Source organism: Acidovorax sp. FG27, assembly GCF_040365715.1.
GTDB lineage: Bacteria > Pseudomonadota > Gammaproteobacteria > Burkholderiales > Burkholderiaceae_C > Paracidovorax.
Genome location: NZ_BAABVY010000010.1, coordinates 233735 through 258234 on the forward strand (window position 1 = coordinate 233735; position 24500 = coordinate 258234).

Sequence of the window (24500 nt, forward strand, 5' to 3'; positions counted from 1 at the left end):
GGCCCCTTCGTCCGTCAGACGCCGATGGCGCCGCCGTCCTTGCGCTGGATCACCACGGTGGAGGAGCGAGGGCGCACCTTGCCGGTAGGCGCGGCGGTGGCGTCCTCGGTGTCGTAGGCCGGCCAGTTCACCGGATGCTGCACGTTCAGGAACACCGTCTTGTGGTCGGGCGTGAAGGCGAAGCCGGTGATCTCCGCCTCGTTGGGGCCGACGAAGAAGCGGCGCAGCTCGCCCTGGTTTCCGCCGTTGATGACCGGCCCGGTGGCCGGCGTGGCGCCCATGGCGGGCGGGATGACGGCCAGCATCTGGTCGTTGGTGGTCTTGGCCACCGCGTTGTTGCGGCCGCCGTCGATGCCGTTGTCGGTCTGCACCCAGAGAATGCCGCGGCCGTCGAAGCACAGGCCGTCGGGGCTGGCCAGCTGGTTGAGCGCCGTGAGGCCCGAGCGGTTGGTGTCGGCATCGGCGCCCGCGTCGGAGCCGTAGACGAAGATCTCCCACTGGAAGACGGTACTGTCCGGCTGGTCGCGCCAGCGCACGATGTGGCCGTTGACGTTGTTCAGGCGCGGGTTGGCCGGGTTGGTGCCGCGCGCCGCGTTGCGCGAGGTGTTGTTGGTGAGCGTGACGTACACATCGCCGTTGGTGGGGTGGGCGGCGGTCCATTCCGGCCGGTCCATGGGGGTGGCGCCCACGAAGTCGGCGGCGCCGCGCGTGTTCAGCAGGATCTGGTCGATGCCGCCGAACTCTTCCTTCAGCGTGCGGCCGGCGGCGTTCTTCGTGCCCTCGGCCAGCGCCAGCCATTCGCCCTTGCCGCTGGCGTCGAAGCGCGCCACGTACAGCGTGCCCTGATCCAGGTACTTGGCGCCCACGGCCAGGCGGTCCGTGCGGTCGGCGTCCTTCGGGTCCCAGGCGGCGGCGGAGACGAACTTGTAGAGGTATTCGAAGCGCGAGTCGTCGCCGCTGTAGAAGGACAGCGGCTTGCCCGCCACGGGCGGAGCGTACGCCGAGCCTTCGTGCGCGAAGCGGCCCATGGCCGTGCGCTTGGTGGCGATGCTGCTGGGGTCGTAGGGGTCGATCTCCACCAGGTAGCCGAAGCCGTTGGCTTCGTTGCGCCAGTCCTGCGTGGCGTCGGCGCCCCGGGGCGTGTTGTCGAAGCGGGCGAATTCGCCCAACTGCTCCGTGGCGTCGCCGGCCGCCGTCTCCCACAGGTAGCGGCCCTTGGCCGCCTGCACGCCCACGCGCTTCTGATCGCGCGTCAGCGTGCCGGTGTTGACGAAGCACGCGGCCCAGTTTTCCTCGGCGGTGATGTAGGTGCCCCAGGGGGTGAAGCCGTTGCCGCAGTTGTTGTTGGTGCCGCGCACCTGCCGGCCGTTGGGCGAGAAGGGCGTGCGCACCGAGGCCGAGCCGGCGACGGGGCCGGCCAGCGCCATGGGCGTGGCGGCGGTGAAGCGGCGGTTGTAGCGGGAATTCTTCACGATGGCCCAGCGGCCGCCCTGCAGGCGGATGTGCAGGATGGACACGCCGTGCGCGTTGATCTCCTTGCGCACCTCTTCGGCCGGCCGCTTGCCGCCCACCTGCGTGGGGCCGGCCGGGTGCAGGGCGCTTTCGTCGATGTACTCGTGGTTGACGGCCAGCAGGCCTTCGGTGGACGAGCCCTGCAGCGGAAAGTAGTGCATGCCGTCGTGGTGCATGCCGGTGGAGTGCAGCAGGTCGTTGGAGGTGTTGTTGCCGTCACGGCTCCAGGGCTGGGCGATGTCGTCGAGCGGCGTGCCCCAGGCGCCGAGCACCTGGGCGACATAGCCGGCCGGCACCACGCAGGCATCGGTCATGCTGCTCTGCAGCGACTGGAAGCCGAGCTTGAGCGTTTCACCGCTGCCGCCGCCGCCCGTGCCGGGCGGGTTGGACGAGGCGTCGTCGCTTCCGCCGCCGCCGCAGGCGCTCAACACGCTGCCGGTCATGACGGCCAGGGCGGCGCCCAGGCTGCCCCGCGCCAGGGTGCGGCGCGAGAGGGATTTTTCCAGGATGGCGCTGAAGGGCTCGTTGGCGCTGGTGTTGCGGACGGCGGAATCGGAAGTGGTTTGGCTCATGGGGTGGATTCAGTGTGATGGCACAGGCGGAATGCCGTCCCGTTGCCCAGGCCAGCATGGCTGGCCAGGCAGGGACGCGGCGGGGACCCAACGGTCGCCGCGCAGTCTAGAAATCGATCGATGACATCCGCGTGTCAGATGCCCCTGATCCGCGTGCTGGGTTGTGGGGCGATGCGGGCGGGGTGGGTGGGCGAGGTGGGTGGGCCCGCACCGGACGCCTGCCGGGCGCTGCTGCCTGCCGATGGCGTCAGCTCGCGGGCCGCTGCTGCATCACCAGCGCGTAGAGCGCCTGCGCGGCGGGCGACAGGCCCCGGTCGCGCCGCCGCACCAGGTAGATCTGGCGCGTGAGCCCGGGCAGGGCCAGCGGCCGGGTCACCAGGCCCGGCTGGTCGAAGTGGAACAGCGTCAGGGTGGGCACGACGCTGATGCCCAGGCCGGCGCGCACCATGCCCATCACCGTGGCCAGCTGCTCCACCTCCATCAGCGTATGCATGGCCTGCGGGTGGAAGGCGGCCTCCAGGTACTGCCGCACGCTGCTGGTGCGCGCCAGGTGGATGAACGGCCAGGCGGCCAGGTCGCCCAGCGAAACGGCGGCGCGCCTGCCGCGCGCTCCGGGCCGCGGCGCCAGCGGGTGGTCGTCCCGGCAGACCAGGTGGAAGCCGTCGGTGCAGAAGGCCTCCGCGCGCAGCTCGGGCGTGTCGGCGCGGATGGCGGCGAGGGCGAAGTCGGCCTTGCCGGCGGCCACCTGCTCGATGCAGGGCTCGGACAGCACGTCGGCGATGTCCAGCTCCACGCCCGGGTGCGCGGCGCGGTAGGTGGCCAGCACCTGCGGCAGCCAGCCCGCCGCGAGCGACGGCAGCAGCGCCACCGCCACCCGGCCGCGCCGTAGCGTCACCGCGTCGCGCACGCCGGCCAGTGCGGCGTCCACCTCCGCGCGGATGCGGCGGGCAGATTCCAGGAAGTTCGCGCCCTCGGGCGTCAGGTCCACGTGCCGGGTGCTGCGGTCGAAGAGGCGCAGGCCCAGGTCGTCCTCCAGCGCCCGCACCAGGGCGCTGAAGGCGGGTTGCGACAGGTGGCACTGCGCGGCCGCCCGGGTGAAGTTGCGCTGGGCCGCGAGCGCCAGGAAGGCGTCGATCTGGCGGGTGGAGATATTCATTCGCCTTCCAGATGAATTGATCCTGATTATCTATTTCACAGACGAGCCCGTGCGGCCTACAGTGGCCCGACACACCCAGAGACGACGCGGCCCGATCGCCGCGACCTGCAAGGCACTGCGAAAGACGCGACCATGGCGACGACTCCACCCCCTCTGCTCATCGGCTGCGCGGCCGGCTTCTCCGGTGACCGCACCGATGCGGCCGCGCCGGTGGTGGAGGCGCTCATCGCATCGGGCCAGCCCTCGGTGCTGATCTTCGAGACGCTGGCCGAGCGCACGCTGGCGCTGGCCCAACTGGCCCGCCGCACGCAGCCCGATGCAGGCTACGAGCCGCTGCTGGACGACCTGCTGCGCCCCGTGCTGGCGCGGTGCCTGCAGCACGGCGTGCGCATCGTCAGCAACTTCGGTGCGGCCAACCCGCTGGGGGCCGCCCGCCGCATCGCGCAACTGGCGCAGGAGTCGGGTGCGCGCCCGCCCCGTATCGCCGTGGTGCGGGGCGACGACCTGAGCGGCCCCGCGCACCGCGCACTGCTGCAGTCCGCGCTGGGCGCGGCCCTGCCGGCCGAGCCCATCGTCAGCGCCAACGCGTACATCGGCGCGCAACCCATCGCCGACGCGCTGCGCGGCGGAGCCGACGTGGTGGTCTGCGGCCGGGTGGCCGACCCCTCGCTGGTGCTGGGCCCGGCGCTCGCGCATTTCGGCTGGGCCCCGGACGACTGGGACCGGCTGGCCCGCGCCACCATGGCGGGCCACCTGCTGGAGTGCGGCTCGCAGGTGACAGGCGGCTACTTCGCCGACCCGGGCTACAAGGACGTGCCGGGCCTCGCACGGCTGGGCTACCCCATCGCCCGCATCGACGCCGACGGCCACTGCACCATCACCAAGCCCGCCGGCACCGGCGGGCGGGTGGACGAGCGCACGGTGAAGGAGCAGCTGCTCTACGAACTGCACGACCCCGCCGCCTACCTGACGCCGGACGTGGTGGCCGACATCACCCAGGCGCGCGTCACGCAGGACGGCCCGGACAGCGTGCGCCTGGAAGGCGTGCGCGGCCATGCGCAGCCGGCCACGCTCAAGGTCAACGTGTGCTTCGAATCAGGCTGGTTCGCCGAGGGCGAGATCTCCTACGCCGGCCCCCGCGCCGGTGCCCGCGCCCGGTTGGCCGGCGAGGTGCTGCACGAACGGGTGGCCGGCGTGGCCCCCCTGCGCATCGACCTGATCGGCGTCACCAGCGTGTTCGGCGGCGACGACAGCGGCTGGCGGCACGACCCCGCCACGGCGGGGCAGGGCGATGACGCCCGGGACGTGCGCCTGCGCGTCGCCTGGCAGCACCGCGACCATGCCACCGCCCAGCGGCTGGTGCGCGAGGTGACGGCGCTCTACTGCTGCGGCCCGGCGGGCGGCGGCGGTGTGCGCACGGCCATGCGGCCACGGCTGGGCACGGTGTCGTGTCTGGTGCCGCGCGAGGCCGTGGCCATCGGCTTCGACTGGCTGCATGAAGGCGCCGCGCCGGGCGTGCTGCCGCAAGGATCCATGAACCCATGACGCATCCATCGCAAGAGAGCGGTCCTTCCATGGCACCCACCACCACCTCCACCCCTTCGCCCAACGCGCCGCCGGACGGCCGCGCCGTGCCCCTCTACCGCCTGGCGCACAGCCGCACCGGCGACAAGGGCAACCGCTCCAACATCAGCGTGATCGCCTGGGACCCGGCGCTGTGGGACGTGCTGGTGAGCCAGGTGACCGAATCCGCCGTCGCCCGGCACTTCGCCGCCCGCCACCCCGGGCGGGTCACGCGCTACCTGTTGCCGCAGCTGCACGCGATGAACTTCGTCATCGACGACGTGCTCGACGGCGGCGTGAACGACGCGCTCAACCTCGACAGCCACGGCAAGGCACTGTCCTTTCTGCTGCTGGGCATGGCGGTGCAGGTGCCCGCCGCGCTGCTGGACCGGCTCGCCGGGCCGGCGTGAAAGGCGCAGGCACCGGCCTTTTTTGCTCTGATCCGTTCTTCCCGACACGCATTCAACAACCAGGAGACAAGATGAACACCCACCTTCCACCCACCGCACCGGTCCGGGCCGCCCGCCGCCACGTGCTGGCCACCGCGGCCGCCGCCGCCACCGCCGCGCTTTTGGGCCTGTCCATCGCCGGGCCGGCCCACGCGCAGGCGCCGGCCTATCCGGCCAAGCCGATCACCTTCGTGGTGCCGTTCGCGGCCGGCAGCGCGACCGACCAGCTCGCCCGGGCCCTGGGCCAGGCCGTCAACACCGACACCCGGCAGCCCGTGGTGGTGGACAACAAGGCCGGCGCCAGCGGCATGATCGCGGCCCAGGCGGTGGCCAAGGCGGCGCCGGACGGCTATACGGTGCTGATCACCACCAACACCACGCATGCCGCCAACGAGCATCTGTACAAAAAGCCCGGCTACGACGCGGTGAAGGACTTCGCGCCGGTGACCGGCCTGGGCAAGGGCGGGCAGGTACTGGTGGTGAATGCCAGCGCGCCCTACAAGAGCGTGGGCGAGCTGCTGGCCGCGGCCAAGGCGAAGCCGGGCAAGCTGTCGTTCGGCAGCGGCAGCTCGTCGAGCCGCATGGCGGGCGAGATGCTCAAGCAGCTGGCGGGCGTGGACATCCTGCACGTGCCCTACAAGAGCAACCCGCTCGCCATCACCGACCTGCTGGGCGGCCAGATCGACCTGATGATCACCGACACCTCCACCGGCGTGCCGCAGATCAAGGCGGGCAAGCTGCGGGCGCTGGGCTATTCCACGCAGCAGCGCAGCACGCAACTGCCCGACGTGCCGACCATCGCCGAGGCCGGCGTGAAGGGCTACGACATGGGCTACTGGTTCGCCGCCTACGTGCCGGCCGGCACGCCCGCGCCGGTGGTGGCGCGGCTCAACGAACTGCTGACGGCGGCCACCAAGAGCCCGGCGGCGCGTTCGTTCTACGACATGGCGGGCTCCGAAGCCTGGACGACCACCCCGGAAGGCCTGGCGCAGTTCCAGGCGGCCGAAACCCGCAAATGGGGCCAGGTCATCAAGGCGGCCGGCATCGAGCCGGAATGACGGCCGCCTGAAGAGGCGCCGCCCACTTAGCCGCTGGTAGCCCCGCGCTGCGGCACCGGACAGGTTCCGCGCCGCCTGCACTGACATCGCACCAGCCCAGTCCACTTGCGAGGGGCAACCCTTTCCCTTTGACGGCAGTCGCAGGGGCGGCGCCGCACCAGCCGACGCGCGCCGCCAGGTACGGCGCGTGCGGTGAAGCACGCCTTTTGAGATCCCCGGCGCAGGTCCGCGCCAGGGCATCGGGAGCGTGTTCCGGTCCTAGAGCCTCCATGCCGGAGGCGCCTTCCACCAGGAGACAAGCCATGCCATCGCGTTCCCTCGTCGGGCCAACGGCCCTGCAGTCAGCACCATCGACTTTCATAACCTCCGCCCGCCGTGCGGAGCCGGGCGATCTCCATCGCCGGCTCGTGCTGGCCGGCTGCGCCGTCGCGGCGGTCTGGGTGGCCGGGTGCGGCGGCGGCGGCGGTGGCTCCCTCGCCAGCGCCACGCCGCAGATGCGGCTGTCGATCACGGCGACCGAGGACTACCCCGGCAGCTTCGGCCGCGTGGGCGCCTACGAGAAGGTGACCGGCACCCTGCAGGGCGAGGTGGACCCGGCCGACCCGAAGAACGCGGTGATCCAGGACCTGCAGCTCGCCCCCCGGAATGCACGCGGCATGGTGGAGTACAGCACCGATTTCGTGATGCTCAAGCCCAGGAACATGGCCGAGGCCAATGGCGTGCTGCGCTACGACGCACCCAACCGCGGCAACATCCTCACGCAACCCAATCTCACGGCGAACCCGGGCGATGCGGTGTACTTCGAGCGCGGCTACGTGATGCTCTACGCCGCCTGGCAGGGCGACGTGCCCAAGAGCAGCCCGGCGCGGCTGACGGTGTCGGTGCCCGTGGCGCGCAATGCCGACGGCAGCAGCATCACCGGCCCGTATCGCACCGAGCTCGTGCCCACGGCCGCGGTGCCGGCCATGGCGCTGCCGGGTGGCGTCTTCAACGGCAGCATGATCCCCTATGCGCCCGCCAGCCTGGACAACACCCAGCCCGGCTATTCGCTCACCCGCCGGCGCAACGAGACCGATGCGCGCGAGCCGGTGCCCGCCGGCGACTGGAAGTTCGCCAGCTGCGACGCCGGCGCCAACCCGTTCCCCGGCACGGCGAGCGCCACCAGCGTGTGCCTGCGCGGCGGGTTCGACCCGCAATACCTCTACGAGCTGGTCTACGTCGCCAAGGACCCGAAGGTGATGGGCGTGGGCCTGGCCGCGCTGCGCGACACGGTGAGCTTCTTTCGCGGTGCCACGGCCGATGCCGAGGGCCGCGCCAATCCGCTGGCCGGGCGCATCAGCCACACCATCGGCCAGGGCACCTCGCAGTCGGGCAATGCGATGAAGACCTTTCTGCACCTGGGCTTCAACCAGCGGCTGGACGGCGGCCGGGTGTTCGACGGCATGTTCGCGCACGTGGCGGCGCGCCAGACCAACGTCAACACGCGCTTTGCCGTGCCGGGCGGCGGCGGAGGCCTGCGCACCGACCACACCGCGTTCGGCCAGACCGCGCCGCGCGGGCTGGACAAGGACTATGTGGACGATCTGACCGGCCGCCAGGGCGGGGTGATGAAGCGCTGCGCGGCGACCGACACCTGCCCGAAGTTCTACCTGGGGCTGTCGGGCACCGAGTTCTGGCAGCTGCAGGGCTCGCCGGTGCTGACCGACGCCCGTGGGCAGCGCGACATCGCCCAGCCCGCCAACGCCCGCATCTACTACTACGCCAGCACGCAGCACGGCGGCGCGGGGGGCACGGAAAGCATCAGCTTCGCGCCCACCCGCAACGTGTACCCGGCCGGCACCGTGGTGCATTTCAACGACACCTTCCGGGCGCTGTTCCTCACGCTGGAAGACTGGGTGGTGCGCGGTGCCGAGCCGCCTGCCAGCCAAGTGCCGCGCCTGGCGGACGGCACGCTGACGCGGCCCGAGCGGCTGGCCTTCCCGCCCATGCGCGGACTGAGCTGGAACGTGGGCGGCACGCAGACCGCCATCCCTGCCTTCGACTACCGGGGGCTCTACAACGGCTTTCCGCTGCTCGACTTCGGGCCGCAGTACATCCCGCAGGACGAGTCGGGCATCGCGACGCTGCAACCGCCGCGGGTGGGTGCGCAGGACTACGCCATCCTGGTGCCGCAGGTGGACGCCGCCACCGGGCTCACCCGCGCCGGCATCCGCAGCGTGGAGGCGCGCGTGCCGCTGGGCACCAGCCTCGAATTCAACTACGTGGCCACCCCCGGCATCACCGACCTGTCCAACCTCACGGGCAGTTTCATCCCGTTCCACGCCACGCCCGCGGCGCGGCTGGCGGCCGGCGACGGGCGGCCCTCGCTCCAGGAGCTGTACGGCACGCAGGCCGGGTATGTGGCGGCGGTGGAGCAGGCCGCGGCCGACCTGGTGCGCGAACGCCTGCTGCTGCAGCGCGACGCGGACGCCGTCGTGGCCAAGGCGCGCCGGCAGGTGGTGCTGCCCTGAACGGCCGGGGCCCTGCGGGCAGGCCGGATCAAGCATGAAAATGGCCCGCAGCGCTTACCCATAAAGCGCATAGCGCTATAAAATAAGTAGCAATAGGGGTACCCGGTGTGGGCTGGGGGTCCACGCCGCCTTCGGGGGCGGTCAGCCTGCCTGGTCGTCGCCGGCGTCGTCCGAGGCATCCGGCGCGTACGCCGGCCCCTGGCCCTGCGCCCGCGCCATGCGGAACTGCCGCCGGCCAGAGCGCTTGGCCGCGTACATGGCCGCATCGGCGCTGCGGGCCAGGGCCTCGAAGGTGTCGCCGTGGTGCGGATAGAGCGCGATGCCGCCGCTCAGCCAGATCTGGCGGGCGTGGCCGTCCAGCTCAAAGGGGGCCGCGCAGGCCGCCATCAGCTTGTCGGCCACCACCTGCGCCTGCTCGGCGCCGTCCAGCGCCGGCAGCAGCACCACGAATTCGTCGCCGCCCTGGCGGCAGACGGTGTCGGACTCGCGCACTGCGGCGGTGAAGCGCCGCGCCATCTGCACCAGCAGGGCGTCGCCCGCTTCGTGGCCGAGCGTGTCGTTCACCTGCTTGAATCCGTCGAGGTCGATGAACATCAGCGCGAGGCCGTGCCTGTCGCGCCGCGCCCGGGAGATGGCCTGCTGCGCCCGGTCCTGCAGCAGCATGCGGTTGGGCAGGCCGGTCAGGACGTCGTACTGCGCCAGGCGCGTGAGCCGGCGCGACAGCTCCATGGCTTCGGTCACGTCACGCAGCACCATTACGGCGCCGGTCACCGCGCCATGCCGGTCGGTGATGGGGCTGGCCGACTCCTCCACGTCCAGCCCGCTGCCGTCGCGCCGGCGCAGCGTGACACCGCGCTGCGCCGCCTGGCGGGCGCCTTCGGTGAGCGCGCGCTGGATGGGACTGGCGCCGCCCGCGGCATCGCCCGGCAACTGCAGCGGGGCGACCCGGTCCACGGACTGGCCCGCCGCGTCGAAGGCCTGCCAGCCGGTCATGCGCTCGGCCACGGGGTTGAGGTAGGTCACGCGGCCTTGCGCGTCGGTGCAGATCACGGCGTCGCCGATGGCCTGCAGGGTGAGCCGCACCAGCTCCTTTTCCTCGAACAGCAGATCCTCCATCTGCTTGCGCTCGGTCAGGTCGTCGATCTGCACGAAAAAGCCCCGCACGCTGCCGTCCTCCACGTCGGGGATGTACGTGACCACGGCGTGCCGCTTCTCGCCCGACGGCAGGCGCAGCGTGCGCTCGAACACCTGGCGGTGGCCCTGCAGCGCCTGCTGCACATGTTCGCGGATCTGGGCGTAGAACTGCGGCCCGGCGGCTTCGTCCAGCCGGCGCTGGCGCAACTGCTCGGCCGTCATGCCGGCCCAATGCAGATAGGCCTGGTTGGCGAACCGGTTGCGGAAGCTGCTGTCCCAGTAGGCCACCATGGACGGCAGGTTGTGCAGGATGGTGCTCAGGTCGTGCTCGGCCTGCTTGAGCTGCGCGCCGATGGATTGGCGCCGCAGCATCTCGCGCATGAAGAGCCACGCCAGGCCCAGGCTGGCCGCCACCAGCAGCGCGGCAAAGCCGCCAAGCAGCCACGCGCTGCGGCGCCAGGCCGCCAGGATGGTGCGCTCCGGCTGGCTGACATCGACCACCAGCGGATGGCCCTGCACGCGGCGGTAGGCGTTCAACCGCTGCATGCCGTCCTGCGCATCGGCGGCGGTGAAGGTGCCGTGGTCCGCGCCCGTCAGGCGCCGCAGCAGGGCGGCGTCGGCCATGCCTGCCGCAGGCTGGGACGGCTCGGCCGAGGCCGTGGCGAGCCGCAGGCCGTCGGAGCGCCAGAGGTCCACGCGGTTCGCCGTGTCGGTGTTGACCGAGGCGAACAGCTCCTCGAAATACCCGATCTGGATGGTGCCCACCACCACCCCCGCGAACCGGCCCTCCGCGTCGCGGTAGGCCAGGCTGAGCGGCAGGGCGGGCTGGCTGCCGGAAAGGCGGGAGCGCACCGGCATGCTGATGTAGAGCCCTTGCACGGCGCCCTGCGCATGGGCTCGGAAGTAGTCGCGGTCGCTGAAGTTGGCTTGGCGGGGCTGCTCAGCCGAGGAATCGAAGACGATGTCGCCCGCCCGGTCGAGCACCAGCACGGAGCCCAGTCCGCGCAGGCGCAGGGAGCTGTCGAACAGCACCGCGTGCTGCACCGATGGCTGCAGCGCCGCGAAATCGGGGCGCGCCAGCCCGAGCAGGGTGCCTTCCAGCGAATACACGAAGCCGTCGAGCGTGCGGCCGATGTTCTGCTCGATGGTGTGCACCAGCGTGGCGTTGGTCTCGCGCACATGCCGCCAGTGCTCGTCGCGCAGTGTCAGGATGACCTGCGCGAAGAGCGCGGCGATGGCGGCCGACAAGGCCAGCGCGAGAGCTGCGTACCGACGCAGCGGAAGAGGGCGCATCATCGGCAGACAGTATGTCTCACCCGCAGGCAGGGCGGAGCGATGGATGGGGCTCGCCGGGCATCGCCCGACCTTCGTGGCGGCCGGGCGGTCGGCGGCGTTCAGGGCCGGGGGGCCGGCGAGGTAGATGCGCTGGCCGCGCGCGGCGGCGCGAACAGGTCCCAGGTGGCGATGAACAGCGCGGCGATCACCGGGCCGATCACGAACCCCGTCAGGCCGAAGAGCGCCATGCCGCCCACGGTGGAGATGAGCACGACGTAGTCCGGCATCTTGGTGTCCTTGCCCACCAGCAGCGGCCGCAGGACGTTGTCCACCAGGCCGATCACGAAGATGCCGTAGGCCGTGAGCATGGCGCCCTGCATGACGGCGCCGGTGGCGAAGAAGTAAACGGCGACGGGCGCCCAGATGAGTCCCGCCCCCACGGCGGGCAGCAGCGAAAGGAACGCCATCAGCACGCCCCAGAGCACCGGGCCCTGGATGCCCAGCACCCAGAAGGCGATGCCGCCCAGCGCGCCCTGCACCGCGGCCACCACGATGTTGCCCTTGACCGTGGCGCGGATCACCGTCGTGAACTTGCTCGTGAGCTGCCGCTTGTGGCCTTCATCCAGGGGAATGGCGTCGCCGATGCGCTTGCCGAGGGCGGCGCCGTCGCGCAGCAGGAAGAACAGCAGATAGAGCATGATGCCGAAGCTCACCAGGAACTGCAGCGTGTTCTGGCCCAGGTCGAGCGCGCGCGTGGCCAGCGCCTGGCCGGCCTGCACACCCACGGTGGAGAGCCTCTCCTGCACATCGGCCATGGAGGTGAGGTTGAAACGGTCCAGCAACGACAGCACCCAGTTGGGCAGCGCGGACATGACCTGCTGCGCATAGGCGCCCAGGTTCAGCTGGCCGGAGCGCAGCCGTTCGTAAATGAGCCCCGCCTCTTGTACCAGCGAGATGCCGATCAGCGTGGTGGGAAGAATCACCACCACCAGGCACAGAAGGAGCGTGGCCAGGGCCGCCATGTTGGGCCGCTGGGGCATGCGGCGCAGCAGGCGGCGGTAGAGCGGCGTGAACAGGATCGCCAGCACCATGCCCCAGAACACCGCGCCGTGGAAGGGCCAGAGGATGGCGAAGAACGCGATGGTGACGGCCACCAGCAGGAGCAGGAGCGTGCGGCTCTGGAGCGTAGGAAGATTCATGAACCCGTACCGAGAGGAGGTCCGGTAAATGTAAGCGAGCCGGGTGCGATCTTGCGACGTTGCGCGTCGGACAGCAGGCCGAACTCACTGCCGAAAACGATCGGTGGCACAATGGCGGTCGCAACCCCCGGCCCTTCCCCAGCCACAGTCGCATCCGCCAATCGGTTCAGCCGTGTCGCGGAAGGTTTACCAACCAGCTAACGTTTCCCTCAGGGAGACAGAGGTCAGCGGAACAATGAGCGATACGACGTCCGTCTATCAAGCCTATCAAGGCAACACCTATCTCTTCGGCGGCAATGCGCCCTATGTCGAAGAGATGTACGAAAACTACCTGGCCAATCCGGGCAGCGTGCCCGACAGCTGGCGCGACTACTTCGACGCACTGCAGCACGTGCCCGCGGTGGACGGCAGCAACGCCAAGGATGTCCCCCATCTTCCCGTCATCAATGCCTTCGCCGAACGTGCGAAGCAGGGTGGCACCAAGGTCGTCGTCGCCACCGGCGCCGATTCGGAACTGGGCCGCAAGCGCACCGCCGTCCAGCAGCTGATCGCCGCCTACCGCAACGTGGGCCAGCGCTGGGCCGATCTCGACCCGCTCAAGCGCACCGAGCGCCCCTCCATTCCCGAGCTGGAGCCGTCGTTCTACGGCTTCACCGACGCCGACCAGGAAACCGTGTTCAACACCAGCAACACGTTCTTCGGCAAGGAATCGATGCCGCTGCGCGAGCTGATCAACGCCCTGCGCGAGACCTACTGCGGCACCATCGGCGCCGAGTACATGTACGCCTCCGACCAGAACCAGAAGCGCTGGTGGCAGGAAAAGCTGGAAACCATCCGCAGCAAGCCCTCGTTCGGCCCCGAGAAGAAAAAGCAGATCCTCGACCGCCTGACGGCAGCCGAAGGGCTTGAGCGCTTCCTGCATACCAAGTACGTCGGCCAGAAGCGCTTCTCGCTCGAAGGCGGCGAGAGCTTCATCGCCGCCATGGACGAGCTGATCCAGTCCGCCGGCGCGAAGGGCGTGCAGGAAATCGTCATCGGCATGGCCCACCGCGGCCGCCTGAACGTGCTGGTGAACACGCTGGGCAAGATGCCCAAGGACCTGTTCGCCGAGTTCGACCACACCGCCCCCGAAGACCTGCCCTCCGGCGACGTGAAGTACCACCAGGGCTTCAGCTCTGACGTGTCCACCCCCGGCGGCCCGGTCCACCTGTCGCTGGCGTTCAACCCGTCCCACCTGGAAATCGTGAACCCGGTGGTCGAAGGCTCCGTGCGTGCCCGCATGGACCGCCGCGCCGACCCGCACGGCAAGCAGGTGCTGCCGGTGCTGGTGCACGGCGACGCCGCCTTCGCCGGCCAGGGCGTCAACCAGGAAACCCTGGCGCTGGCGCAGACCCGTGGCTATTCCACGGGCGGCACGGTGCACATCATCATCAACAACCAGATCGGCTTCACCACGTCCGACCCCCGCGACGCGCGTTCCACGCTGTACTGCACGGACATCGTCAAGATGGTGGAGTCGCCCGTGCTGCACGTGAACGGTGACGATCCGGAAGCCGTGGCCCTGGCCACGCAGCTGGCCCTCGAATTCCGCATGGAGTTCCAGAAGGACGTGGTCGTCGACATCATCTGCTTCCGCAAGCTGGGCCACAACGAGCAGGACACGCCTGCGCTGACCCAGCCGCTGATGTACAAGAAGATCGGCGCGCACCCCGGCACCCGCAAGCTGTATGCGGACAAGCTGGCCGCGCAGGGCATGGGCGAGACGCTGGGCGACGACATGTTCAAGGCCTACCGCGCCGCGATGGAGGCGGGCAAGCACACGGTCGATCCGGTGCTGACCAACTTCAAGAGCAAGTACGCGGTGGACTGGAGCCCGTTCCTGGGCAAGAAGTGGACCGACGCCGGCGACACCGCCATTCCGCTCGCCGAGTGGAAGCGCCTGTCCGAGAAGATCACCACCATCCCTGAAAGCGTCACGCCGCACCAGCTGGTGAAGAAGGTGTACGACGACCGGGCCGCGATGGGCCGGGGCGACATTCCGGTGGACTGGGGCATGGGCGAGCACATGGCGTTCGCCTCGCTCGTGGCCAGCGGCTTCCCGGTGCGCCTGTCGGGCGAGGACTGCGGCCGCGGCACGTTCACGCACCGCCACGCCGTGATCCATGACCAGAAGCGCGAGAAGTGGGACACGGGCACCTACCTGCCCCTGCAGAACGTGAGCGAGAATCAGGCTCCGTTCGTCGTGATCGACTCCATCCTGTCGGAAGAAGCCGTGCTGGGCTTCGAGTACGGCTATGCGTCGAACGACCCCAACACGCTGGTGATCTGGGAAGCGCAGTTCGGCGACTTCGCCAACGGCGCGCAGGTCGTGATCGACCAGTTCATCGCCTCGGGCGAAGTGAAGTGGGGCCGCGTCAACGGCATCACGCTGATGCTGCCGCACGGCTACGAAGGCCAGGGCCCGGAACACAGCTCCGCCCGCCTGGAGCGCTTCATGCAGCTGGCCGCCGACGCCAACATGCAGATCGTGCAGCCCACCACGGCCAGCCAGATCTTCCACGTGCTGCGCCGCCAGATGGTGCGCAACCTGCGCAAGCCGCTCATCATCATGACGCCGAAGTCGCTGCTGCGGAACAAGGACGCGACCTCGCCGCTGTCCGAGTTCACGAAGGGCGCCTTCCAGACCGTCATTCCGGAACAGAACGAGGCCATCGACAAGCGCGCCGACAAGGTCAAGCGCGTGATCGCCTGCTCCGGCAAGGTGTACTACGACCTGGTGAAGAAGCGCGAAGAGAAGGAAGCCGACGACGTGGCGATCATCCGCGTCGAGCAGCTCTATCCCTTCCCGCACAAGGCGTTCGCCACCGAGTTGAGGAAGTACCCGAACGCGACCGACATCGTGTGGTGCCAGGACGAGCCGCAGAACCAGGGCGCCTGGTTCTTCGTGCAGCACTACATCCACGAGAACATGCTCGACGGCCAGAAGCTGGGTTATTCCGGCCGCGCCGCCTCCGCGTCGCCTGCCGTGGGTTACTCGCACCTGCACCAGGAACAGCAGAAGGCGCTGGTGGACGGTGCGTTCGCCAAGCTCAAGGGGTTTGTCCTGTCCAAGTAAGGCCGGCCACCCGTACGCACAACAAACACAGACAACCCCGAAAGAATTGTTATGGCTATCGTAGAAGTCAAGGTTCCCCAACTGTCCGAATCCGTGGCGGAAGCCACGATGCTCACCTGGAAGAAGAAGGCCGGCGAAGCCGTCGCGGTCGATGAGATCCTGATCGAGATCGAGACCGACAAGGTCGTGCTCGAAGTGCCCGCGCCGTCCGCTGGCGTGCTGGCCGAGATCGTGGAAGGCGACGGCGCCACCGTGGCGTCCGATCAGCTGATCGCCAAGATCGACACCGAAGGCAAGGCCGGCGCCGCCGCCCCCGCACCTGCGGCCGCCGCTGCCGCGCCTGCACCTTCCGCAGCGGCGCCCGCCGCCGCACCGGCCGCCGGTGGCTCCAAGAGCGACGTCGCCATGCCCGCAGCCGCGAAGCTGCTGGCCGACAACAACCTGTCGGTCGGCTCCGTGGCCGGCACGGGCAAGGACGGCCGCGTGACCAAGGGCGACGTGCTGTCGGCCGTGGCCGGCGGCGCCAAGCCCTCGGCGGCACCCAGCGCCATCCCTACCGGCGTGCCCACCAAGGCGCTGCCCCAGGTGGCCGCCCCCGCCGCCAAGCAGGACCTGGGCGACCGGCCCGAGCAGCGCGTGGCCATGAGCCGCCTGCGTGCCCGCGTGGCCGAACGCCTGCTGCAGTCGCAATCCACCAACGCCATCCTGACCACGTTCAACGAAGTCAACATGTCGCCGGTGATGGACCTGCGCAAGAAGTTCCAGGACTCCTTCACCAAGGAACACGGCGCGAAGCTGGGCTTCATGTCCTTCTTCGTCAAGGCAGCGGTGCATGCCCTGAAGAAGTATCCGGTGCTGAACGCCTCGGTGGACGGCAACGACATCGTCTACCACGGCTACTTCGACATCGGCATCGCCGTGGGTTCGCCCCGCGGCCTGGTGGTGCCCATCCTGCGCAACGCCGACCAGATGAGCTTTGCCGACATCGAGAAGAAGATCGCCGAGTTCGGCAAGAAGGCGGCCGAAGGCAAGCTGGGCATCGAAGAGATGACCGGCGGCACGTTCTCCATCTCCAACGGCGGCACGTTCGGCTCGATGATGTCCACCCCCATCATCAACCCGCCCCAGTCGGCCATCCTGGGCGTGCACGCCACCAAGGACCGCGCCGTGGTCGAGAACGGCCAGGTCGTGGTGCGCCCGATGAACTACCTCGCCATGTCGTATGACCACCGCATCATCGACGGCCGCGAAGCCGTGCTGGGCCTGGTCGCCATGAAGGACGCGCTGGAAGATCCGTCGCGCCTGTTGTTCGATATCTAAGCACTTCTCGATCGACCCACCCGCGTGGCTGGCCCGACGGCCGCGCCCGCCGGTGGGTCTTTTTTCAACGGAACAAGCGAGTACCTCATGAGCAAACAATTCGACGTGATCGTCATCGGTGGCGGCCCCGGCGGCTACATTGCCGCCATCCGCGCGGCCCAGCTGGGCTTCAACGTGGCCTGTATCGACGAGTGGAAGAACGACAAGGGCGGCCCGGCCCTCGGCGGCACCTGCACCAACGTGGGCTGCATCCCGTCCAAGGCGCTGCTGCAGTCGTCGGAGCACTTCGACCAGGCCCACCACCACTTCGCGGACCACGGCATCTCGCTCAAGGACCTGTCGATGGACGTGGGCCGGATGATCGCCCGCAAGGACACGGTCGTGAAGCAGAACAACGACGGCATCCAGTACCTCTTCAAGAAGAACAAGGTCACGTTCTTCCATGGCCGTGGCTCGTTCGTGAAGGCCGTTCCAGCCGGTGAGGGTGGAACCTCTAGTTCCACGGGTGGCTACGAGATCCAGGTCGCCGGCAAGGACACCGAGACGCTGACCGGCAAGCAGATCATCATCGCGACGGGCTCCAACGCCCGCGCGCTGCCCGGCACGCCGTTCGATGAAGAGAACATCCTCTCCAACGACGGTGCCCTGCGCATCGGCTCGGTGCCCAAGAAGCTCGGCCTCATCGGCTCGGGCGTGATCGGCCTGGAGATGGGCTCCGTCTGGCGCCGCCTGGGCGCCGAAGTGACGGTGCTGGAAGGCCTGCCCACGTTCCTGGGCGCGGTGGACGAGCAGATCGCCAAGGAGGCCAAGAAGGCCTTCGACAAGCAGGGCCTGAAGATCGAGCTGGGCGTGAAGGTCGGCGAGATCAAGAACGGCAAGAAGGGCGTGAGCGTCGCCTACACCAACGCCAAGGGTGAAGAGGTGTCGCTCGACGTGGACAAGCTGATTGTCTCCATCGGCCGCGTGCCCAACACCATCGGTCTGAATGCCGAAGCCGTGGGCCTGCAGCTCGACGAGCGCGGCGCCATCGTGGTGGACGGCGACTGCAAGACCAGCCTGCCGGGCGTGTGGGCCGTGGGCGACGTGGTGCGCGGCCCGATGCTGGCGCACAAGGCCGAGGAAGAGGGTGTGGCGGTGGCCGAGCGCATCGCCGGCCAGCACGGCCATGTGAACTTCAACACCATCCCCTGGGTGATCTACACCAACCCCGAGATCGCGTGGGTGGGCCGCACCGAGCAGCAGCTCAAGGCCGACGGCGTGAAGTACAAGGCCGGCACGTTCCCGTTCCTCGCGAACGGCCGTGCGCGCGCGCTGGGCGACACCACCGGCATGGTGAAGTTCCTGGCCGATGCCGCGACCGACGAGATCCTCGGCGTGCACATCGTCGGCCCGATGGCCAGCGAGCTGATCGCCGAAGCCGTGGTGGCGATGGAGTTCAAGGCCAGCGCCGAGGACATCGCCCGCATCTGCCATGCGCACCCGTCCTTGAGCGAAGCCACCAAGGAAGCGGCCCTGGCGGTGGACAAGCGCACGCTCAACTTCTGAGCCTGACCCGGCACGCCGCCTGCCGACAGGGCAGCTGGCGTGCCGCCGGGCCACGGCCGATCAGAGTCAAATTGGCTGCTGGCGCTTATCCATCAAGCGCCAGCAGCTATTGTTTTTATAGCATTGGAGTGCGGGCGTGAAAGTAAGGCAGGCCTACGAGGCGGAACTGGCGGAAAAGGGCTTCCAGAGCGATCCGGCGCAGCTGCGCGCGGTGGACGCCCTGCAACGCTGCGCCGACGAGTGGGCCGACTACAAGGAACGCCGCTCCAACGCGCTCAAGAAGCTGATCCACCGCCCGCCCGTGCCGCGCGGCGTCTACATGTATGGCGGTGTGGGGCGCGGCAAGAGCTTTCTCATGGACTGCTTCTTCAACGCCGTGCCGATCAAGCGGAAAGTGCGGCTGCACTTCCACGAGTTCATGCGCGAGGTGCACCGCGAACTGGCCGGCCTGCAGGGCACCGTCAACCCGCTCGACGTGCTGGGAGCGCGCATCTCCAAGCGCTACAAGCTCATCTGCTTCGACGAGTTCCACGTGGCGGACATCACCGACGCGATGATCCTGCACCGGCTGCTGCAGTCGCTGTTCGACAACGGCGTGGGCTTCGTCACCACCTCCAACTTCGAGCCGGACGGCCTGTACCCCGGCGGTTTGCACCGCGACCGCATCCTGCCCGCCATCGCGCTGCTCAACCAGAAGATGGAAGTGGTCAACGTGGACAACGGCACCGACTACCGGCGCCGCACGCTGGAGCGGGTGCAGCTCTACCACACGCCTCTGGGCGCCGAGGCGGACGCCGCCATGAGCGAGGCCTTCGACCGGCTGGCCGAGGTGCGCGACGAAGACCCGGTGCTGCACATCGAGGCGCGGGAGATCCGCGCCCGGCGCAAGGCGGGCGGCGTGGTGTGGTTCGACTTCCGGGAGCTCTGCGGCGGTCCCCGCTCGCAAAACGACTACCTGGAGATCGCCACGCAGTTCCACACCGTGCTGCTGTCCGACGTTCCGTACATGCCGGTCGCCATGGCCTCGCCGGCCCGCCGCTTCACCTGGTTGATCGACGTGCTCTACGATAGGCGCGTGAAACTGATCCTGTCGGCTGCCGTACCGCCCGAACAGCTCTACACCGAGGGCCCGCTGGCCCACGAATTCCCCCGCACGGTGTCGCGGCTGAACGAAATGCAGTCACAGGAATTCCTGGCGCTCGAGCGCCGGGTGGTCGATACCGGACTGACCTGATGCCACACACTGCATGGACCCCCTGGCGCTGCGGCGCCGCACTGGCGCTGGCCGGCGCCGCCCTGGCCGCCACGGCGCAAACCGGCGCTGCCGCTCCCGCTGGCGCCGGCACGGCGGCTGCTCCGCTGGCCGAAGACGCTGCCGCTGCCGCGCAGGCCGAGCGCGACCGGGAGCGTGCGCAGATCCTGCAGCGCCGCGCCGCGCTGGAGCGCCAGCGCGTGGCGGACGAAGCCCAGTGCTACCAGCGCTTCGTGGTGGAAAGCTGCCTGCAGCAAGTGCGGGCCCAGGCGCGTGAAGCCGATACGGCCCTGAGGGAACGCGAGCTGGCCCTGAACGACGTGGAGCGCCGCGAAAAGGCAGCGGAGCGTCGCCAGACCATCGAAGAGAACCAGGCGCAGCAGCAGGCACGCCAGGCCAATGTGCAGGCCCGGCCCGCACCGGCCGATCCCGCAGCGCGGCAGGCCGACATCGACGATCGCAACGCCCAGGCGCGCCAGCGGGCCGAGCAGCAGCGCGCCCGGCAGAGCAGCCACGCCGAGCAGCAGCAGCAACGCGAGGCGACCGAGCCCAACCGCATCGCCGAGTCGCGCGCCCGCTACGAGGCCAAGCAGCAGGCGGCCGCGGAGCGGCGTGCCAAACACGAGAAGGCGCGTGCCGAGGCCGAAGCCTCCGGCCGCAAGCCGCCAGCGCCGTTGCCCGCGCCGCAGCGTGCGCCGGCCTCCGCCGCACCTTGATGGGTCCAGATCGGGTGCGGATGTGGGCCGCACGGACCGACTTGCTGCCATGGGCCTGCGTCGCGGGCGGCAGCCCGCACCACCCCGGGACCGGCTTCGACCGCCATGCCAACGCGCCGCATCGTCACCCTGGAGCGCTCGCCATCGACCGGCGCGGCGGCCGGGCCGGGCCGCGCAGGCTCGGCTCAGCCTTGCGGGTCCGCCAGCGTCTCGATCTTCACCACGATCAGCGACAGGTTGTCGCCGCCCCCACGGGCTCGCGAGCGGGCTTTCTCGATGAGCAGCTCGGAAGCGTCCCGCGGCCCCAGCGAATGAACGGCCGTGGCGAGCTCTGCGGGCGTGAAGTAGTGCCAGAGCCCATCCGTGCAGGCGAGCAGGGCGTCGCCCGGCCGCAGCCGGCGGATGTGGTGGGCGGTGGCGGGCGGTTCGGCGTCCGCGCCCAGGCAGCCGACCAGCACGTTGGAGCGTGGGTGGTTGCTGGCCTCGGCCTCAGTGATCTCGCCGCGGTCCACCAGGGCCTGTACGTACGAGTGGTCGCTGGTGCGGAACACGAGGCGCGGGCCGTCGAAATGGTAGATCCGGGAGTCGCCCGCATGCACCCAGTGGCATTCCCCCTGCGGGTTGATGATGAAGGCGGCCACCGTGCTGTGGGGCTCCTGCTCGGCCGACAGCGCGGTGAGCCGGATCACGATGTGGGCTTCTTGCACCAGGTGCTTCAGCAGGGCCGCGGCATCGTCGGTTTCGGGCGAATAGCGCTCGAACAGCTGCCGCGCCGTGAGCATCACCTGGTCGGACGCCTTGCGCCCCCCGCTACGCCCGCCCATGCCGTCGGCGACCACGCCCAGCACGCAGCCGTGGAAGCGCGGATGCGAGAGCAGGGTGACCTGGTCCTGCTGGTACTCGCGGTCTCCACGGTGGATGCCGGTGGCGGCGATGAGGCGAAACGCTGGGGTCATGGCGGAGGGCGGGGCGGCGGAGCCTGGGACAAAGCGGCATTATCACGGCTCGCTGGCCGCTTGCCGGGCACCGGCGGTGCCGCGGCGAGGGCGGCGCCTGGCATGCCGCGGCAGCGGAGCGCCTGCGGACGGCGCCTGCGCCGGGAGCAGCCTTGTCGCTGACTGCCTGGGTCGATGCAGCGTTCGCGCCCGACGGCACCCTGGCGCGGGCGCTGCCGCATTTCCGCGCCCGGCCCGGGCAGCTGGACATGGCGCTGGCGGTCGCCCAGACCATCGAAGAGGGCGGCGCCCTGGTGGTGGAGGCGGGCACCGGCGTGGGCAAGACCTTCGCCTATCTCGTGCCGGCCCTGTTGAGCGGCGAGCGCGTGCTGGTATCGACCGCCACCAAGTCGCTGCAGGACCAGCTGTTCGCCCGCGACCTGCCCCGCCTGCTGGAGACGCTGGAGCTGCCGCTGCGCGCCGCCTTGTTGAAAGGCCGTTCCAGCTACCTGTGCCTGCACCGCCTGGAACAGGCCCGCCGCGACGGCCTGGCGGGGGAGCGGGGGAACCAGCACCTGCTGGCGCGGGTGGAGGTCTGGGCGCAGGGCACGCGCACGGGCGACCTGGCCGAACTGCCGGGCCTGGACGAAAAGTCCCCCGTCGTCGGCCTGGTCACGTCCACCCGCGAGAACTGCCTGGGCTCGGCCTGCCCGCAGTTCCGCGCCTGCCACGTCAACGCCGCCCGGCGCGAGGCGCTGGCGGCGGACGTGGTGGTCATCAACCACCACCTTTTCTTCGCCGATCTGGCGGTGCGCGAGTCGGGCATGGCGGAACTGCTGCCCTCCGTGCGGGTGGTGGTGTTCGACGAGGCGCACCAGCTGAACGCCACGGGCGTGCAGTTTCTCGGCATGCAGTTCGGCACCGGCCAGATCCACGACCTGGCCCGCGACGTGCTTCAGGCTGGCCTGCAGCACGCCCGCGGGCTCGTGGACTGGCCCGTGCTCACCCAGGCGCTGCGCGAGGCCGCGGACGGCCTGCGAGCCACCCTCGCAGGCACGGCCATGCCGGCCGCCGGCGCGGCGTCGGGGCGGCTGCGCTGGGCGGACGTCGCTCCCGAGGGCGTCGATGAACGTCGCTGGACGGCGGCCATGCAGGCCCTGGAATGGGCGTTGCGCGCCGTGCTGGAGGGCATCGATGCGGTCGCAGAGCGGGCGCCCGATTTCGCACGCCTGCACGAGCGGGCGATCGGCGCCATGGAGCGGCTCGTGCAACTGTCGCAACCCTGTCCCGATGACGCCACCCGGTGGGCCGATGCAGCGCTGCATGCGCGGCTGGTGGAGTCGCCGCTCGACATCGCGCCCCGCCTGGAGGCACTCTGGAGCGGCCCTGCACGCGAACCCGGCGCGTGGGACGAAGCAGAGGACGATCCGCCAGAGCCCGCCGTCCCGGCGCCGCCCGGCGTGCGCGGGCGGGCCTGGATCTTCACGTCGGCCACGCTCGGCACGGACGACGCGCTGACCTGGTTCACCGAGCCCTGCGGCCTGCAGCAGGCGCGGGTGCTGCGCGTCGGCAGCCCGTTCGACTACGCCGCGCAGGCGGCACTCTTCATTCCGCCGCAGTTGCCGGCACCGGCGGATCCCCGGCACTCCGACCACCTGGCCGACTGGGCCGGCGATGCCATTGCGCGCCTGGGTGGCCGCACGCTAGTGCTGACGACCACGTTGCGGGCGCTGCGCACCATCGGCGCCCGGCTGCAGCAAAGGTTCGGCGCTGGCGGCCGGATCGAGGTGCTGGTGCAGGGCCAGGGCACGAAGCGGGAATTGATGGAGCGCTTTCGCAACGAAAGCCGCGAACCCGGCGCCTGGGAAGAGGACGACGAGGCGCCCCCGGGCCATGGCCGGGTGCTGGTGGCGTCCGCTTCGTTCTGGGAAGGCTTCGATGTGCCGGGCAACGCCCTGCAGCTGGTCATCATCGACAAGCTGCCGTTTCCGCCGCCGGGCGACCCGCTGGTCGAGGCGCAGGGGCACAAGCTGGAGCGCGCGGGCCGCAGCGCCTTCCGGGACTTCGCGCTGCCCGAGGCGGCCATGGCCCTGCGGCAGGGCGCCGGCCGCCTCATCCGCAGCGAGACGGATATGGGCGTGCTGGTGGTGGCCGATACGCGGCTGATCACCATGGGTTACGGCAAGCGCCTGCTGCGCGCGCTGCCGCCGCTCAGGCGCCTGGAGACGCAGGCCGCGTTCGATCAGGCGCTGGACGAACTCACCAGAGCTTCCACCACGGGCCCGTCTTCGGCCTGAGGCTGTTCTGGCTCATCAGCTGGCTCTGGGGGTAGGAGGCCTGCATCACCCGCTGCGCATCGTCGCGCAGCTGGGTCATGCCCAGCGCGTCGTACGACTTGATGAGGATGAAGAGGGCTTCCTCGAGCGCCGGCACGTCCTTGTAGTCGGCCAGCGCGATCTGGGCGCGGCTGATGGCCGCCACGTAGGCACCGCGCTCGTAGTAGTAGCGCGCCACGTGCACCTCGTACTGGGCCAGCGAATTGACGATATAGGTCATGCGCTGGCGGGCATCCTGCGCGTATCGGGACTCGGGAAAGCGCGTGACCAGGTCGCGGAACGACTCGAAGGAATCCTTGGCGGCCTTCTGGTCGCGCTCCGACAGATCCTGGCGCGAGATCCAGGAGAACAGGCCCAGGTTGTCGTTGAAGTTCACCAGGCCCTTCAGGTAGAGGGCATAGTCGTAGGCCGGGCTGGCCGGGTGCAGCTTCAGGAAGCGGTCCAGCGTGGCGATGGCCTGGGCCTTCTCGCCGCCCTTGTACTGGGCATAGGCCTTGTCGAGCTGGGCCTGCTGCGCGAGCGGCGTGCCGGCGGCGCGGCCTTCCAGCTTCTCCAGCAGCGGAACGGCCTTGTCGTAGGCGCCGCCGTTGAGTTCGTCACGCGCTTCCGAATAGATCTTGTCGGTCGTCCAGCCGGCGGTCTTGTCTTCCGGCGTGCTGGAACAGCCCGCCAGAAGGCCGGCGGCCAGCAGGGCGGACAGAAGGGGGGCGGAAATACGCGACATGGTGGCGGCTTTCTGGCAGAGGATGCTCGTCGTCAGGGACTGGGGGCGAGGTGCGGGCGGGCGGTGCGCCAGGCACGCCATGGCGGCGCCCGGCACGGGGCCCGGAGACTGGGATTGTAGCGAGCCGCC

The 24500-nt window shown here is 69.8% G+C and carries 16 protein-coding genes; 10 read left to right on the forward strand and 6 right to left on the reverse strand.

The features are described from left to right. Positions 1–14: 14 nt before the first annotated feature. Positions 15–2084 (reverse strand): PhoX family protein, encoded by a 2070-nt coding sequence (locus tag ABWV53_RS14945; protein WP_353366925.1) that lies wholly within the window; start codon positions 2082–2084, stop codon positions 15–17. A 247-nt stretch (positions 2085–2331) separates the two neighbouring features. Further along, a complete protein-coding gene (locus ABWV53_RS14950; protein WP_353366926.1) occupies positions 2332–3240 on the reverse strand; it encodes a LysR family transcriptional regulator in 909 nt (302 codons plus the stop codon). A 132-nt stretch (positions 3241–3372) separates the two neighbouring features. Between ABWV53_RS14950 and ABWV53_RS14955 the strand changes: the two genes are divergently transcribed. The 4 genes from ABWV53_RS14955 to ABWV53_RS14970 all read left to right on the forward strand — a co-directional run bounded on the left by ABWV53_RS14955 (position 3373) and on the right by ABWV53_RS14970 (position 8820). After that, positions 3373–4785, forward strand: coding sequence for an acyclic terpene utilization AtuA family protein (locus ABWV53_RS14955; RefSeq protein ID WP_353366927.1), 1413 nt, complete (start codon positions 3373–3375; stop codon positions 4783–4785). Between the two features lie 29 nt (positions 4786–4814). After that, positions 4815–5213, forward strand: a complete 399-nt coding sequence (locus ABWV53_RS14960) for an AtuA-related protein (protein WP_353366928.1) — start codon at positions 4815–4817, stop codon at positions 5211–5213. 71 nt (positions 5214–5284) lie between these two features. Then, positions 5285–6310: a Bug family tripartite tricarboxylate transporter substrate binding protein gene (locus tag ABWV53_RS14965; protein WP_353366929.1), complete on the forward strand. Its 1026-nt coding sequence runs from the start codon at positions 5285–5287 to the stop codon at positions 6308–6310. Between the two features lie 302 nt (positions 6311–6612). After that, the gene (locus ABWV53_RS14970; protein ID WP_353366930.1) at positions 6613–8820 is read left to right on the forward strand and encodes an alpha/beta hydrolase domain-containing protein; all 2208 of its coding nucleotides are present in this window, start codon (positions 6613–6615) and stop codon (positions 8818–8820) included. Between the two features lie 141 nt (positions 8821–8961). On the opposite strand, the gene ABWV53_RS14975 is transcribed toward ABWV53_RS14970, so the two are convergent. Together ABWV53_RS14975 and ABWV53_RS14980 are read right to left on the reverse strand one after the other, a co-directional pair. Then, the gene (locus tag ABWV53_RS14975) at positions 8962–11250 is read right to left on the reverse strand and encodes a bifunctional diguanylate cyclase/phosphodiesterase (RefSeq protein ID WP_353366931.1); all 2289 of its coding nucleotides are present in this window, start codon (positions 11248–11250) and stop codon (positions 8962–8964) included. A gap of 98 nt (positions 11251–11348) precedes the next feature. Next, a complete protein-coding gene (locus tag ABWV53_RS14980) occupies positions 11349–12428 on the reverse strand; it encodes an AI-2E family transporter (RefSeq protein ID WP_353366932.1) in 1080 nt (359 codons plus the stop codon). Positions 12429–12663: 235 nt separating this feature from the next. Here ABWV53_RS14980 and ABWV53_RS14985 point away from each other — a divergent pair, with 235 nt between their 5' ends. From ABWV53_RS14985 to ABWV53_RS15005, 5 genes are all read left to right on the forward strand, one after another. Next, positions 12664–15543, forward strand: a complete 2880-nt coding sequence (locus ABWV53_RS14985; RefSeq protein WP_353366933.1) for a 2-oxoglutarate dehydrogenase E1 component — start codon at positions 12664–12666, stop codon at positions 15541–15543. A gap of 51 nt (positions 15544–15594) precedes the next feature. Further along, on the forward strand, positions 15595–16863 hold the full coding sequence (gene odhB, locus ABWV53_RS14990; RefSeq protein ID WP_353366934.1) for a 2-oxoglutarate dehydrogenase complex dihydrolipoyllysine-residue succinyltransferase: 1269 nt from the start codon (positions 15595–15597) through the stop codon (positions 16861–16863). An 87-nt stretch (positions 16864–16950) separates the two neighbouring features. Further along, a complete protein-coding gene (lpdA, locus tag ABWV53_RS14995) occupies positions 16951–18408 on the forward strand; it encodes a dihydrolipoyl dehydrogenase (RefSeq protein WP_353366935.1) in 1458 nt (485 codons plus the stop codon). A gap of 136 nt (positions 18409–18544) precedes the next feature. Beyond that, on the forward strand, positions 18545–19642 hold the full coding sequence (gene zapE / locus ABWV53_RS15000; RefSeq protein ID WP_353366936.1) for a cell division protein ZapE: 1098 nt from the start codon (positions 18545–18547) through the stop codon (positions 19640–19642). Continuing rightward, entirely contained in the window at positions 19642–20376 is a 735-nt protein-coding gene (locus tag ABWV53_RS15005) for a hypothetical protein (protein ID WP_353366937.1), read from the forward strand. Before zapE ends, ABWV53_RS15005 begins: the two co-directional genes overlap by 1 nt. Positions 20377–20561: 185 nt before the next feature. On the opposite strand, the gene ABWV53_RS15010 is transcribed toward ABWV53_RS15005, so the two are convergent. Then, the gene (locus ABWV53_RS15010; protein WP_353366938.1) at positions 20562–21332 is read right to left on the reverse strand and encodes a PP2C family protein-serine/threonine phosphatase; all 771 of its coding nucleotides are present in this window, start codon (positions 21330–21332) and stop codon (positions 20562–20564) included. Positions 21333–21484: 152 nt separating this feature from the next. Between ABWV53_RS15010 and yoaA the strand changes: the two genes are divergently transcribed. Further along, positions 21485–23608, forward strand: a complete 2124-nt coding sequence (gene yoaA, locus ABWV53_RS15015; protein ID WP_353366939.1) for a DNA repair helicase YoaA — start codon at positions 21485–21487, stop codon at positions 23606–23608. Here the strand turns inward: yoaA and ABWV53_RS15020 are convergent. After that, positions 23571–24371, reverse strand: coding sequence for an outer membrane protein assembly factor BamD (locus tag ABWV53_RS15020; protein WP_353366940.1), 801 nt, complete (start codon positions 24369–24371; stop codon positions 23571–23573). The two genes, yoaA and ABWV53_RS15020, sit on opposite strands and share 38 nt — an antisense overlap. Between the last annotated feature and the right edge of the window lie 129 nt (positions 24372–24500).